12 protein-coding genes are annotated in these 14,745 nt (G+C 58.5%); 6 read left to right on the top strand and 6 right to left on the bottom strand.

All coding sequences use genetic code 11. The features are described 5' to 3' along the window. The first annotated feature begins 14 nt into the window (after positions 1–14). Genes napA through ACZ5Q2_RS17915 form a run of 3 tightly spaced genes read left to right on the top strand, consistent with a single transcriptional unit; the run spans position 15 to position 3,586 of the window. Complete coding sequence (gene napA, locus ACZ5Q2_RS17925; protein ID WP_061332231.1) at positions 15–2,519, top strand: nitrate reductase catalytic subunit NapA; 2,505 nt, start codon at positions 15–17, stop codon at positions 2,517–2,519. Between the two features lie 12 nt (positions 2,520–2,531). Beyond that, positions 2,532–3,002 carry a nitrate reductase cytochrome c-type subunit gene (locus tag ACZ5Q2_RS17920; protein WP_061332230.1) on the top strand — a complete coding sequence of 157 codons (471 nt, stop codon included), beginning with the start codon at positions 2,532–2,534 and terminating at the stop codon, positions 3,000–3,002. After that, on the top strand, positions 3,002–3,586 hold the full coding sequence (locus tag ACZ5Q2_RS17915; RefSeq protein WP_374787263.1) for a NapC/NirT family cytochrome c: 585 nt from the start codon (positions 3,002–3,004) through the stop codon (positions 3,584–3,586). The genes ACZ5Q2_RS17920 and ACZ5Q2_RS17915 overlap by 1 nt, the downstream gene beginning before the upstream one ends. A gap of 24 nt (positions 3,587–3,610) precedes the next feature. On the opposite strand, the gene dacB is transcribed toward ACZ5Q2_RS17915, so the two are convergent. After that, complete coding sequence (gene dacB / locus ACZ5Q2_RS17910) at positions 3,611–5,185, bottom strand: D-alanyl-D-alanine carboxypeptidase/D-alanyl-D-alanine endopeptidase (protein ID WP_061333363.1); 1,575 nt, start codon at positions 5,183–5,185, stop codon at positions 3,611–3,613. Positions 5,186–5,452: 267 nt separating this feature from the next. Between dacB and ACZ5Q2_RS17905 the strand changes: the two genes are divergently transcribed. Further along, positions 5,453–6,223, top strand: coding sequence for a glutathione S-transferase N-terminal domain-containing protein (locus tag ACZ5Q2_RS17905; protein ID WP_061333362.1), 771 nt, complete (start codon positions 5,453–5,455; stop codon positions 6,221–6,223). A gap of 92 nt (positions 6,224–6,315) precedes the next feature. Continuing rightward, positions 6,316–6,729 carry a GFA family protein gene (locus ACZ5Q2_RS17900; RefSeq protein WP_061333361.1) on the top strand — a complete coding sequence of 138 codons (414 nt, stop codon included), beginning with the start codon at positions 6,316–6,318 and terminating at the stop codon, positions 6,727–6,729. Here ACZ5Q2_RS17900 and ACZ5Q2_RS17895 read toward each other — a convergent pair whose 3' ends face one another. Then, positions 6,730–7,845: a PQQ-dependent sugar dehydrogenase gene (locus tag ACZ5Q2_RS17895; protein WP_061333360.1), complete on the bottom strand. Its 1,116-nt coding sequence runs from the start codon at positions 7,843–7,845 to the stop codon at positions 6,730–6,732. 412 nt (positions 7,846–8,257) lie between these two features. On the opposite strand from ACZ5Q2_RS17895, the gene ACZ5Q2_RS17890 reads away from it, so the two are divergent. Continuing rightward, positions 8,258–10,240, top strand: a complete 1,983-nt coding sequence (locus ACZ5Q2_RS17890; RefSeq protein WP_227510260.1) for a TonB-dependent siderophore receptor — start codon at positions 8,258–8,260, stop codon at positions 10,238–10,240. Here the strand turns inward: ACZ5Q2_RS17890 and ACZ5Q2_RS17885 are convergent. The 4 genes from ACZ5Q2_RS17885 to ACZ5Q2_RS17870 are packed head-to-tail and all read right to left on the bottom strand — an operon-like array spanning position 10,234 to position 14,739. Beyond that, positions 10,234–11,031 carry a (2Fe-2S)-binding protein gene (locus tag ACZ5Q2_RS17885; RefSeq protein ID WP_061333358.1) on the bottom strand — a complete coding sequence of 266 codons (798 nt, stop codon included), beginning with the start codon at positions 11,029–11,031 and terminating at the stop codon, positions 10,234–10,236. The genes ACZ5Q2_RS17890 and ACZ5Q2_RS17885 overlap by 7 nt on opposite strands. Then, a complete protein-coding gene (fhuB, locus tag ACZ5Q2_RS17880; RefSeq protein ID WP_061333357.1) occupies positions 11,018–13,048 on the bottom strand; it encodes a Fe(3+)-hydroxamate ABC transporter permease FhuB in 2,031 nt (676 codons plus the stop codon). The genes ACZ5Q2_RS17885 and fhuB overlap by 14 nt, the downstream gene beginning before the upstream one ends. After that, a complete protein-coding gene (locus ACZ5Q2_RS17875) occupies positions 13,038–13,976 on the bottom strand; it encodes an iron-siderophore ABC transporter substrate-binding protein (protein ID WP_082780628.1) in 939 nt (312 codons plus the stop codon). Before ACZ5Q2_RS17875 ends, fhuB begins: the two co-directional genes overlap by 11 nt. Next, on the bottom strand, positions 13,966–14,739 hold the full coding sequence (locus ACZ5Q2_RS17870) for an ABC transporter ATP-binding protein (RefSeq protein ID WP_061333355.1): 774 nt from the start codon (positions 14,737–14,739) through the stop codon (positions 13,966–13,968). The genes ACZ5Q2_RS17875 and ACZ5Q2_RS17870 overlap by 11 nt, the downstream gene beginning before the upstream one ends. Positions 14,740–14,745 lie beyond the last annotated feature (6 nt).

Here is a 14,745-nt window from a genome sequence, read left to right as displayed (position 1 = left end):
CAGGAAGCAATGTCATGAACCTGACACGACGTGAATTCGCAAAAGCCAACGCGCTCGCCATGGCGGCATCTGCTGCCAGCCTGTCGATACCGGCGGCAGCCAGTAATCTGATCACGAATGCCGAGCTCACTGAGCTTAAGTGGAGCAAGGCGCCCTGTCGTTTTTGCGGCACTGGTTGCAGCGTGATGGTCGCAACCAGGGACAACCAGATTGTGGCAACTCATGGCGACACGCAATCGGAAGTGAACCGTGGTCTGAACTGTGTGAAAGGCTACTTTCTGTCGAAGATTCTGTACGGTCGCGACCGGCTGACCAAGCCCCTGCTGCGTAAACGCGACGGTAAATTTCACAAAGAGGGCGATTTTCAGGAGGTCAGCTGGGACGAAGCCCTGGATGTAATGGCGGAAAAATTCACCAGTGCCATCAAGGAGCACGGTCCGGAAAGCGTCGGCATGTTTGGGTCCGGCCAGTGGACCATCTGGGAAGGTTATGCGGCGAGCAAGTTGTTTAAGGCTGGCTTCCGCTCCAACAATATTGATCCTAATGCCCGCCATTGCATGGCGTCGGCGGTGGCTGGCTTCATGCGGACTTTTGGGTCCGATGAGCCGATGGGTGTCTATGACGACATCGAAAGCGCCGATGCCTTTGTGCTCTGGGGCGCCAACATGGCGGAAATGCACCCGATCCTCTGGACTCGGGTAACGGACCGTCGCTTGTCCCATCCCGGCACGGAAGTGGCCGTGCTCTCAACCTACGAACATCGCTGCTTTGATCTGGCCGACCTGCCGATGGTGATGGAGCCCCACGCCGATGTGGCAATTCTGAACTACATTGCCAATTACATCATCCAGAGTAACGCGGTGAACCGGGATTTCGTCAGTAAACATACCCGGTTTGTGCGTGGTGCAGACGACATTGGCTACGGTCTAAGGCCGGAAGACCCGCGCGAGCAGAATGCCAAGAACGCCAATAATGCCAACGACTGGGAAGACATGTCGTTCGAGGATTTTGCCCGGCATGTCCGTGAGTACGATGTGAAGAAGGCCGCCGAGATCTCCGGCGTCTCTGAGGCACGGCTCGAACGCCTGGCAAAGCTATATGCCGATCCGGACAAGCGTGTCACCACCTTCTGGACCATGGGGGTAAACCAGCATACTCGCGGCGTTTGGGTGAATAACCTGATCTATAACATCCACCTGCTGACAGGCAAGATTGCCACCCCGGGCAATAGCCCGTTCTCGCTGACCGGTCAGCCTTCCGCTTGTGGAACCGCCCGTGAAGTAGGCACCTTCGCCCATCGCCTGCCAGCCGATATGGTGGTGGCCAATCCAGAGCACAGGGCCAAGGCCGAGAAGATCTGGAAACTGCCGGAGGGCACCATCCCGGCCAAGCCAGGTTATCATGCGGTGCTGCAAAGCCGGATGCTGAAAGACAGCAAACTGAAGGTGTACTGGACCCAGGTCACCAACAATATCCAGGCTGGTCCCAATACCATGCAGGAAACCCTGCCGGGCTGGCGTAATCCCGACACCTTTATCATTGTCTCCGACATTTATCCCACGGTTTCGGCGCAGGCCGCAGACCTGATTCTGCCCGCCGCCGGTTGGGTTGAAAAAGAAGGGGCGTTTGGTAACGCTGAGCGCCGGACTCAGTTTTGGCGCCAGCTGGTGAACGCTCCTGGAGACGCCCGCTCAGACCTCTGGCAAACCTTGGCCCTGTCTCAGCGAATCAAAGTGGCCGATGTGTGGCCAGAGGATCTGATTGCCAAGGCACCAGAAACGCGGGACAAAACCCTGTTTGACGTGCTATTCCGCAACGGCAATGTAGACCGTTATCCACTGGACGCCCTGCACCCGGATTATGAGAACCAGGAGTCGAAAGACTTTGGTTTCTACATCCAGAAGGGCATTTTCGAGGAGTACCGCCAGTTTGGTGCCGGCAAAGGCAAAGACCTGGCCGATTTCGAGACCTACCACGCCACCCGCGGCCTGAGATGGCCAGTCGTTGACGGCAAGGAAACCCTGTGGCGCTATCGCGAAGGGTCAGACCCCTACGTGGAGAAGGGCCGTGGTTTCCAGTTTTACGGCAACCCGGACAACCGGGCACGAATTTTCGCGGTACCCCATGAGCCGCCTGCAGAGTCTCCGGACGACGAATACCCGTTCTGGCTGTGCACTGGCCGGGTACTGGAGCACTGGCACACCGGTTCGATGACCCGCCGTGTGGCAGAGCTGCACAAGGCGATACCGGATGCGCTGCTGTACATGAACGCCGATGATGCCCATGACAAGGGCTGGCGGCGCGGCAGTGAGGTGAAGGTGATCAGCCGCCGGGGAGAAGTCCGGGTTCGGGTGGAAACCCGTGGCCGTGTTCGTATGCCCAAGGGCATGGTGTATGTGCCTTTCTTTGATGCCGGAAAGCTGATCAACAAGGTCACGCTGGACGCAACGGACCCCATTTCCAAACAGACCGACTTCAAGAAGTGCGCTGTCCGTCTGGAACTGGTTAACCTGGCTTAAGGAGACGTCACCATGAGAACGTTTGTCTTGTTGCTGACGGCCTCCGTGGCCTTCCTGGCTTACGCTGAGAGTGATCATCTGTCACCCTCTTCGCCTGAAGGCCTGCGCAAAGGCGGAACCCTCGGGCAAACCCTGCCCGCGCCGCCTATCGCCGGTGATCCCCGAGAGCTAAAACGGGAGGTGCGTAACTACCCGGAGCAACCACCGGTGATTCCTCATGCCATCCGTGACTATCAGGTAGACAAGAACTTCAACCGGTGTCTGGATTGCCACAGCCGCGAGGCAGCCGTGGAAGCCGGTGCGCCCATGGTGAGCGTGACCCACTTTATGGACCGTCACTTTCAGGTACGGGCTGAGGTAACACCGGGGCGATATTTCTGTACCCAGTGTCATGTGCCCCAGACTGACGCCCAGCCGCTGGTGGAGTCAGATTTCAAAGCCGTAGATGAAGTGATCCGTGCCTCCAACAGAGGAGATCGCTGATGATGAAACGGCTGAAGTTCTACTGGAATCTGTTGCGCAAGCCCAGTGTGCACTACAGCCTCGGTTTCCTGACGCTCGGCGGCTTTATTGCGGGGATCATCTTCTGGGGTGGTTTCAACACGGCGCTGGAAGTGACCAACACCGAGCAATTCTGCATAGGGTGCCATGAGATGTACAGCAACCCGTATCAGGAGCTGAAAACAACCATCCATTACACTAACCGATCAGGTGTACGTGCCGAATGTTCAGATTGCCACGTGCCCCACGGCTGGACTCACAAGATTGGTCGAAAGATGGAAGCCTCGAAAGAAGTCTGGGGTTGGATATTTGGCTCCATCAACACGCCGGAGAAATTCGAGGCCAAGCGACGTGAGCTGGCGGAGCGGGAGTGGCAGCGGCTGAAAGCCAACGATTCCCTTGAGTGTCGTAATTGCCATGAGTTCGATTCGATGGACTTCACGCTGCAGGATCCAAGGGCGTCCCAGGCGCACTCAACGGCATTGGCAGACGGCGAGCAAACCTGCATCGATTGCCACAAGGGCATCGCGCACAAGCTGCCTGACATGGCCGGGGTATCCCGGTAGGTTCAGGCTTTTACTGGCGGGGCCTTACTGGATGGAAGGCCCCGAGCCATCAGCCGGTGACTGGGACAGGGACGTTCCGACCGGTGGCCGGAAATGCAGGGAGTAAAGCACGCGATCCAGCACCGCCTGGCCATTCCATGCCGGGTTGTTATTGACCATGCCGACGATGGCCCAGGTGGTGTTCCTGTCATCACGAGTAAAGCCGGCGATGGAGCGCACATGCTCAAGGTAGCCGGTTTTGATCCGGCCCTGGCCGTCCATGCCGGTATTTCTCAGGCGCCGGGACATGGTGCCATCCATCGCAATGATCGGCATGGAGGCCATCAAGTCTGAAGAATAGGGACTGTTCCAGGCGTGCTGCAAAATCTGGGCGCCCTGGCGCGCGGTAATCCGGCCGTGGCGTGTCAGTCCTGCGCCATTATCAATCACCATGCCCGCCGTATTGATGCCAAGCCCTTCCAGCCAGTCATATATGGCGCGGATGCCCGCCACCCGGTCATCCTGTTCATCATCCTTGCGAAATTCGGCGCCAATGGTCAGCAGCATTTGCCGGGCCATGACGTTACTGCTCCACTTGTTGATGTCCCGCACCATGGTTACGAGGTCTGGTGAGGTGGTGCGCATAACCAGGCGTGCTTCATCCGGTGTAGTCTCGAAGCGATCGCCGCCACTGACAATCACGCCCATTTCAGACAGCACGGAACGGATCAGGGAGGCGGAATAGCGCTCATGGGGCAGCAAAGACAGATAGGTTGTGGTCCGGCAACCCTGCGGAAGTTCGCCGGTAACCTGAACGGTTACCCTGTGATCGTTATGGAACACCGGTTTCCAGTCAAAGCGGCTGCGAGCGGGGCAGGGGCCTTCCGGCAGGGCGGTTACCCGGTTATCAATGGTGACTTCACCAAGATCGGGCGTAGCCCAGGCCTGGGTACCCCGTTCATCTGCGCGCACCTGAAAATACAACAGGTTAAGGTTGGTCAGGTAAGCGGAGGGCTCCACCAGAAACGGCGCGTGGGGATTGTTGCCGTTGTCTTCAAAGGCAGGGAAACCACCATCCACCCGAAAATAACTGCCATCCAGAACCAGATCGCCTTCAATCCGGTTAATACCCATGCTGCGCAGTTCCCGAAGGGTACCCCAAAGTCGCTCAAAGGTGAGTTTGGGGTCGCCACCGAAACGCACATACAGGTTGCCCTGCAGGGTATCGCCAACCATGGTACCGTCGGTCAGGAAGTCGGTATTCCAGTGATGAGTCGGGCCCAACAATTCCAGAGCGGCGTAGGTGGTGACCAGTTTCATGATGGAGCCAGGGCTCATCAGTTCGTCAGCGTTCACATACTGCTCAATGCCCGGCCCGTTAAGGGGAATGGCTGCAACACTGAGGGCCTGCTCGCTATTCAGGGACTTGTTTGCGTAGTCTTTGATCTGACTGGCCCAGAGACGGGATTCCGCAAAGGCTGCGGCAGCGGTATTGCTTTCCTGGGCCAGGGCCGGCGTGCTTGCCATGGTGCAGGCAGCCGCAATGGCCAATACCAGCCGCTTGGGTGAGGTTACACACCTTGAAGCGCAGGTCCTCGCCTGCAAACCCTGAATCAGCATCACACCAGCCCGTTGTTATGTTCTCTTTGTACAATAGCTCATCCCGTGGTTTTGTACTATGCAGAAAAGCTATACATGACGTTAAAAAATGGCAGTAGAGTCGTTGTTTATATTGAGTTTTTGTGACAGCACGTAAGTGCCTTTCAGAATCATGGGGTTAGCTTTGACCGGACCTTGCTGACACCCAGGCCAATGGGGCAGACAGCGATTGTGAGACAATGCCGCCCCAGAGCCCGTGAACCGAATACAACGAACAAAGGGAACAATATGCTCAAAGCGATCAGACATCAGGTGAACGTACTGGAATCCGTGGCGACCTCTTCCTTCGCTGCCTGGCGTGGATGCCTGGTGATCAAGGCTATTCCGCAGCCGGAGAAACCTATCATTCTGTATGATATGGAAGCCTGCCCCTATTGCCGCCGTGTACGGGAAGTGCTGACTGCGCTGCACCTGGATGTGGAAATACGGCCCTGCCCCAAAGGCGGGCGTTTGTTCCGCCCGGAAGCCGAAGCCGTGGGTGGCAAGCAACAGTTCCCGTTGTTGGTGGATCACAACACCAACAAGGTGATCTACGAATCTGAGGATATTGTTGCGTACCTGTTCAGTCAGTATGCCGGTCGGTCTGTGCCCGGCTACTATCAGTCCAAAGCCTGGCAGCCAGCTTTAAATTCAATCGGATCGGCCGCCAGTGAACTGCGCGGCTTGCGCGCCACCTCTGGTAACCGTCCGGAACAGGGCTTGCACCTATGGAGCTTTGAGGGTAGCCCGTATTCGCGTCTGGTGCGGGAAAGATTGTGCGAGTTGGAGATTCCCTACACACTGCATAACCTGGGCAAGGAGCACTGGACCGAAATCGGCCCGGCCAAACAACGTTTAAAGCCAGGCGAGTACAGGCCCATACCGGGCGGCAAGCGGGATGCGTTTTTTCAGCAACACGGCCGTGTTCAGGTGCCTTACCTGGAAGACACCAATACTGGCCAGCAGCTGTTTGAATCAGGCCGGATCATGGCTTACCTGAACAGTCAGTACGGCGGCTGAGAGTCACGCAATGGCTGGCCCGGGGTGGCATTCCGGGCCCGACACGGTATGATCAGCGCCCATAGTTTGTGAGCCAGAATCGGGAGCGCGTGATGTACACCGGCCAATGCCTTTGTGGTGATATCCAGTTTGAATACGATGGCCCGCTTGGCCCGGTTGCCCTGTGCCATTGCAGCCAGTGCCGTCGGGCGCACGGCAGTGCTTTCTCAGCCAGTGTGCCGGTTCAGACGGTGCGCTTCCGGTATGTTGCCGGACAGGATCAAGTGCGTGAATTCGAATCCCGGCCCGGCAAATACCGGGCTTTCTGCCCCCGTTGTGGCAGTCAGCTATACAGCCGTGTTGACGCCATCCCCGGTATCCTGAGACTGCGTGTGGGCGTGATCAACGAACCCCTGGGAAAAAAGGCGGCCCAGCACGTCTACGTGGGGTCAAAGTCTGACTGGTTTGATATCACCGACAACCTGCCCCAGTTCGAGAAAACCGAACGCACCAACGATCCGCACTGATCACTCGGCCGGCACCACCCGGTACACCTTGCCCTGGCGTGAATCGGTCAGCAGCCACAGGGCGCCATCCGGCCCCATGCGCACATCCCGGATGCGCTCGCCAAGTTCGGTGAGAAGATCTTCTTCCTCTGTCACCTTTTCGTCATTGATGGTCAGTCGAACCAGTTTTTGACTTCTCAGGGCACCGACAAACACATCCCCTGTCCATTCGGGGAAAAGGTCTCCTGTGTAGAAGGCCATGCCAGAGGGGGCAATGGACGGGTCCCAGTAGTGCAGTGGATCGGTTACACCGTCCATGGTGGTCTTGTCTGAGATGGGGATGCCGGAGTAGTCGATGCCGTAGGTGACCTTCGGCCAGCCGTAGTCATTCCCCGCCCTGATGATGTTGATCTCGTCACCACCCCGGGGGCCATGTTCATGACTCCAGACTTCACCGGTGTCCGGGTGCAGGGTCATGCCCTGAATGTTTCGGTTGCCGTACGTAAAGAAGGTGTTGTTGATGCGGGAATCATCCATAAAAGGGTTGTCTGCAATCGCGTCACCGTTGGTGGAAATGCGATGAACACCACCGGCATCATCCCGATTGTCCTGGGCCCTGTCCATTTCACCCCGGTCACCGATGGCCACGTAGAGATGACCGCTCTGGTCAAAAACCATCCGGCCCGCAAAGTGCCTGCCATTGCTGGAGCGGGGTAGAGCTTCAAAAATCACTTCTACGTTCCCAAGCGCTTCGCCGTTGTAGGTGGCGCGGGCAACCCGGGTAGTCATGCTGTCGCTGTTACGGTGGGCATAACTCAGAAATAGGGTCTGATTGTTCTCGAATTGCGGATGCAGCACCACATCCAGAAGCCCGCCCTGGCCGGAGGCAACCAGATCCGGCAGCCCCCTCACCGGCTCTTGTACAAGATTGCCGTTTTCAATACGGCGAAGCCGACCCTCACGTTCGGTGACCAGCATGGTGCCGTCGGGCAGGAACGCCAGGCTCCAGGGGTGCTCAAGGCCTTGGGCGACGGTTTCTATCCGGAACTCGGTTTTGTCGGATGAGAATGTCTGGGCGGCGACTGCCGTTGAAAGCAGCAAGCTGCTGATGACGATAAGTTGTTTGCCGTAAAACATGGAACTCTCCCCTTGAGCCGTTTCTTCTGCACGTCTGGTACTTGTTGTTAGTCAAGAATAGCAGGTCGCAGGGCCCTGTTGGTCTGTGACTAACTATTGGTAATAGGGGAAGAGCATTATTATGGATCAACTTTAGTATTTAAAATTAGAATGATTCGTATTAATATGTGTCGACTGTTTTTTGGCTCCTATCATCGACAAAATTACGGAGATTCTGATGTCCCGATTCCCCACGCCCGCTTTGCGCAGAAATGCACTGGCGACTGCCGTTTGTCTGGCCTCTTTTCCTGCTGTAGCAGCGGCTCAAACCGGCGAACCCGCCACATTGGACGCAATTGATGTTTCGGCAGAGCGGGGCGTGTTGTCCACTGAATCCACGGGAAGTTACTTAAGCGGTGCAACGACTACGTCCATGAAAATGGAGCTGTCTCACCGCGAGACACCTCAGGCTGTTACCGTGATTACCCGAGAGCAAATGGACGACTTTGCCCAGAACAGTGTCAACGATGTACTGGAGGGCACCACCGGTGTGACCGTGGAGTCCGTTGAGACGGATCGAACCTATTACACGTCTCGCGGTTTTGACATCAATAACTTTCAGTATGATGGCGTGGGTATGCCAGCCGTATACGACAATATCCAGGGCGAGCTGGATACGGCATTCCTTGACCGGGTTGAAGTGGTTCGGGGCGCAAATGGTCTGATGACCGGCTCTGGCAGTCCGGCAGCAACGGTTAACTTCATACGTAAGCGCCCAACAGAGGATACTCAGGCATCTGTCAGGGTCACCGGCGGTTCGTGGGATCAGAAACGCATTGTTGGTGATGTTGCCGGCGCCGTAACGGATTCCGGTAAAGTTCGCGGACGAGTCGTAGCGGGTTATGAGGACAAGAATTCCTATCTGGACCGCTACAGCAACGAGAAGAAGATGTTCTACGGTGCAATTGAGGCGGACCTGACCGATACGACGCTGCTTACCGCCGGCCACGCGATTCAGACTTCAGACACCGATAGCCCGTTGTGGGGCGCCCTGCCACTGTTTTTCACCGACGGCACTGCTACCGAGTTTACTCGCTCCACCAGCACCTCTTCAGACTGGTCCTACTGGGATAACACCCTGCATAACAGTTTCGTTGAGCTGCAGCAGCAGCTGGCAAACGGCTGGAGGGCGCAAGGCACGGTTTCCCGGTTGGAAAGTGACAGTGACTCTGAGCTTTTCTATCAGTTCGGCACTCCAGACCCGGATACCGGTGAGGGCTTGATGGCCTATGCCAGCCAGTACGATCTGAATGTCGAGCAATGGGTGGTTGATGCCTTTGCAATCGGACCGTTCAATCTTGGCAATCGCACCCATGAGCTGGTGTTGGGGGCCACCTGGTCACGCTCTGAGACGGTAGATGAATCACGCTACGGCCAGGGTATTGGCGATCCGCTGCCGCCTTTGAATGAGTGGGGCGGTAATTACCCCAAACCTGCTTTCACCAATGGCGTTGATGGTTCCGATTGGACCGATCGCGAAACCGCTGGCTATGCCGCTGCCCGCTGGAGTTTGACAGATCGGCTCACCGCCATTACCGGCCTCCGGATGACCTGGATCGATAGTAAGGGCACCAGCTACGGCAATACCAAGACGACTCGGTACAACGCCGTTGAAACCCCATACGCTGGCCTGATCTTCGACCTCAACCGCAACCACTCGGTCTATGCCAGCTACACCGAAATATTTACGCCGCAAACGGAGTTGGATATTAACCGCAGCAGGCTCGATCCCATTGATGGCGTGAATTATGAACTGGGCCTGAAAAGTGAGTTTCTCGATGATCGCGTTAACACCACTGTGGCGCTGTTCCAGACTGAACAGAAGAACGTGGCGGAGGCTGCGGGTACCTTCGAAGGTACACAGGATGCCTACTACCGTGCTGTGGATGGCCTGAAGAGCCAGGGCGTTGAGCTGGAGTTTGTGGGCGACGTGACCGACAGAGTTCAGCTCTTTGCGGGCTACACCTATGTGGACATTGAAGACAACGAGGGTCGCTCTGCAAAATCGTTTGTGCCTGAGCACCTGGCTCAGTTCCGGGGCACCTGGAAAGTGCCTGGTATCGAAGGTCTGCAACTGGGCAGCAAAGTGCGCTGGCAGTCTGCGATCAGCCAGGAGCAAGGGGTCGCCACAACCGGGCCAAACGCCGGTACCACGATAGTGACCGAACAAGGCAGCTATGCGGTCATCGATTTAATGGCCAGTTACGATTTCGCCCGCAACTGGAACGCAACCCTGAACGTGAACAACGTGACCGATGAAAAATACATCGAAAGCCTGAAGAAGTTCGGCACGTCGGCCCAGGGTTTTTACGGTGCGCCGGCTAATGCCAGTATCACCGTTTCCTGGGTTTACTGATGACATTGGGGGCAGGGCGCAAGTTCTGCCTCTTTCATTCGCTGCTTACGGTAAATCCCGCAAGTCCCACAGTATCCGCCGTCCGGTAACAGGTACTTCAGGCAGCAGCCTCGCCGTTGAGGCAGTGCACAGCGCTGTTGGCTGAATTCAGCCGGTATCCAGTCGATGTATCGGTTTGCCTCACACTCAAACCGGGCCAGCCAGCTGGTGGCCAGGGCGCAGAGCGCTTCCGGGTCCACCTGATTCCAGACCGCGGAAAATGGTGCACCCAGTGCCAAGCCAACACTGCTCCAGTAGGCGCCGGGACTGACCCCGAAAGACTGCCGGAAGACCGGATACCACGCCTGCATCTGATCAGCGGTTATCTCAATAAATGCCTCGGGCGCCAGGGGTGTCTGGCCGTCATTCAAGTTAACCCAGCGAGACGGCGCGTCAGCGAGTTCCAGCGGGCACAGGAAAATTCGATCGGGGTTCAGGGGGGCGCAGACTCCATCCCGGAACAGCTGTAGCACCCGGGGGGCGATGACCTGCAAAGCCAGGCTCTGGTGTAGCACCGACACGCGGGCCTTGTGCATCCTGGGGCGGCACGCGTCCGGATAATCCTCCAGCAGCTGATTTTCCAGCAGCTCCGGCTTAGCCAGAACCTGTGCCAGGGAAAACAGCGCAGGGCGCAGCCCGGCGTCTTGAGCCAGTGCGCTGTTCAGGGTGTTCTGTGGGCTCAGGCCATGTCCGGTTAACAGATGGCGATAACTGGCCAGCCAGGGATCACCACAAACCTTAGTGACGGCCATGGCGGCTCAATCCCCAGAGAAAGTACAGGCCGCCCACCAGGGCCGCTAATAGCCCGGATGGCAACTGGTTGGGAAACACGACGACCCGTGCCAGATAATCGGCGATGGCCAGCAGCAATCCGCCTGCCAGCGCCGCAACCACAAGCTGACGCCCCACCGTTTGCTGGCCCAGCACCCTGGCAAGATGGGGTGCGATCAGCCCAACAAAGCTCAGCGGGCCGATCACCACGGTGGCGGCGGCAGTGAGTACCGAAGCCATCAGCAGGAGCAGAAGCCGGGCCCGCGCAACCGGCAGCCCCAGTGATGATGCGGCCGAATCCCCCAGAGGCAAAAGGGTAAGCGGTCGTATAACCAGCAAAAGCAGTGCTCCAAGCCCCAGCACCAGTGCCAGCAAACCAATGGCTTCCGGTTCAGACACCAGCCAGGTGGAGCCGTACATCCAGTTCAGCAATCGCGACGCAACGGTTCCCCCGGAAGCCATTACCAGCCTCAATCCGGCATCCATAAAAACGTAAAGCGCCAGCCCGCCCAACAGCAGTTGGTTGCCGGCAAAGCGATGACGGCGGGCCAGCAGAATCAACAGGCCCAATGCAGCAGCGGCCCCCGCAGTGGCTCCGACCAGTTGGCCGCCACGGCCGATGTCGAGGCCGGTGAGCACCAGGACCACCATCACCAAAGCCGCACCACCGCTAATACCCAGTAATTCCGGGCTGCCCATGGGGTTGCCGGTCATGCGCTGTATCAGGGTGCCGGCCATGCCCAGAGCCATGCCGGCAAGAATGGCCGCCATCAGCCGGGGGCCACGCCACACCCAGGCATCGCTCCAGTTCGAAACCGGTGTCCAGTTCCAGGAACTCAGGCCGGGCGACCAGGCCATAGACACAGCGATGGTCAGCACCAGCAGCGCCATTAGAATGCCGGCGATCAGAAGTGTTGGCTTGCGGGTGGGCATGAACCCGGCCGGGCTCGAATCTGCGCCGGGCATATGGTGTGTGTTTCGAATGCCCTGCAACGCCATCAGGATAATGGGGCCGCCGATCAGGGCGGTGGTGGTGCCGGTGGGTACAATGGAGCCGTTACCCAGAGTTGTTGCCCAGTGCGCCAGGGTGTCTGCCAGCAGCAAGAGCCCGCCGCCGGTGACCGTGCTCCAAAGCAGTCTCTCACCCAGCGTGCGGGCGCCCAGTAGCCTGGCCAGCACCGGGGCGGCCAGCCCCACGAATGCCACCACACCTACCCGGCTGACCACTACGGAACTCATCAGGACTACCAGAATCAGGGCGCCGCCCCGAACCAGCGCAACCTTGGCCCCGAGTGCCGAAGCCGAAGCCTGCCCCAATTGCAGCAGTGCCAGTGGCCGCATCAACATCAGCATGGCAACCGCAAGAATCAGTACCCGCGGCAGCAACTCCAGGAAGGGCTCCCAGTTATTCTGGACCAGTGAGCCTGCACCCCAGATAAACAGGTTGCCCAGCCATTCGCCTTTGAGCAGAAGAAAGGCCATGTTCATGGCGCCGAGGAAGAAGGTAATCACCAGCCCCGCCAGAATGACGGTGACCGGTGAAAAGCCCAGGCGCCATGTCAGCGCGATCACCAGGCCAATGGCCAGAAGGCCACCCGCCACGGCGGCAAGATCGGGGCTGAAGGCCAGCAAACCCGGTACAAAAAGGGTGGCAATGGTCACCCCGAACTGCCCGCCGGCTTCCACGCCCAGCGTGGTGGGCGAGGCCAGGGGGTTGCCAAGGATTTGCTGAGTAACAGCGCCTGCCAGGCCCAGTCCGCAGCCGATCAGAACGGCTATTGAGACCCTGGGGGCCCAGCTGTAGTGAGCGAGCACAGATGGGTAATGATCTTCGGTATAGCTCCAGAACGCCGCGAACAGCTCGCCTGGTGTCATCTGGCCCAGCCAGGGAAGGGAGCTGGCCGCCAGGGCGACAAGCCAGAGCAGGGCAATGGCAACCGGAAGTCTTCTGGGGAGGGACGGGGCGGTTGCAGGTACGCGTGCCGAGTCAGCGAACATTGTTGCGGCCTCCCTCCAACAGGGCATCAGCCAGCAAGATCGCCAGGCGTTTTACCGGGTACACCCCGCCGAATGGCCACACCGGCTCAATTTGATAAACCTGGTTTCGCTTGACGGGCGGCAGATAGGTCCAGAAGGGACTGCCTGCCAGGTGATCCGAGAGCCCGGGCAGGGTGGGTGAAATGACAACGATACGACTGTCGTGGTAGGGCGCAATGGCCTCCAGGCCAACCACAGAGAACCCCCAATAGTTACCCTCGTGTGGCCATGCATTGCGCAGCCCCAAGGCTTTGAGGGTGGTCTGATATAGGCCGTTGTGCGCGTAGATACGAACATGTCGGTCATCCAGAAAGTTGACCAGGGCCACCGGCTGCTGATTCATGCCGGCCTCGGCCAGGCGGGTGCGTTGCTCCTCGAGAGTTTGGTCAATATCCATAAGGATAGCCTCGGCCTGGTGTTCGAGGTTCAGCATCTCGCCAAGCGTGGTCAGCATTTCCCGGGCTTTGGCGAAGGGGGCGGAGCCCTCTTTGTAGACGCTGATGACGTAGGTGGGGGCAATGCGTTCCAGTAATTCGGCCGCAGGCGCCATTTCGGCACTGGTGACAATCAGGTCTGGCTTCAGCTCGGCAATCGCTTCCAGGCTGGGAGCGACCCGGGTACCAACATTGGCAATGCCGCCGGGTAATTCCGGGGCCTGGACCCAGGCACTATAGCCGTCCCGGTCTGCCACGCCCACCGGGGTCACCCCCAATAGCAAAAGCGCCTCGGTTGCGGCCCAGTTGAGGGCAACGATGCGCTCAGGCGGCCGGGGCAGGGTGATTGAGCCATTTTCGTGGCTCCAGGTTCCGGGGTGCGCGGGTTGGCTGATCATCAATGCAAGTAAGCAGAGATACGCCAGTGGGCGGTGAGCCCGTTGTTCAGTGCACATAAGACACCCACTGGCCGGGCGCCCGTTCCATTACACCCATGGCGACGCCGTAGATGGATTCCAGTACGCCGCTGTCCATAATCTCATTGGGCGTTCCATCCGCCACAACCTGTCCGGCCTTCAGGGCTACGAGGCGGTCGCAGAATCTGGCCGCGAGATCCACATCGTGTAATACCACAATGACGGTCAGTTCCCGCTCCTCGGCAAGGCGGTGGACCAGGCGCAGGGTCTCCACCTGGTGCTTCACATCCAGGGCGGAAATGGGTTCATCCAACAGCAGGCAGCGGGTTTGCTGGGCCAGCAACATGGCTATCCAGGCCCGTTGCCGCTCGCCACCCGACAGGGTGTCGACCGCGCGGCCAGCGAATCGTGCCAGGCCGGTGTCATGGATGGCCTGATCAATCAGTGTCTGGTCGCCGGCAGTGTAACGGCCGAGGGGGCCGCGCCAGGGATAGCGTCCGAGTGCGACCAGCTCTCTCACTGTGAGTCCGTCGGTTGCCGGGGGATGTTGTGGCAGGTAGCCCACGGTTCTTGCGAATGCTCGGGCACCTGTAGCCCGGAAAGACTGGCCATGGAGCAGGACTTCGCCGTGGGAGGGCGATATCTGCCGGGCCAGGGTCTTCAACAAGGTGGATTTGCCCGAGCCGTTATGGCCGAGCAGCGCCGTTACCTCGCCTTCCTGAAACGCCAGGCTGACATTGTGCAATATGGCGGTGTCACCCAGGCGAACCGCCAGTTGGTCGACTTCAAAAAACGCTGGCATTCAGAC

This window comes from Marinobacter alkaliphilus (genome assembly GCF_055394375.1).
Note: the sequence above shows the minus strand (reverse complement) of the source record. Positions and strands in the feature narration are given on the sequence as shown.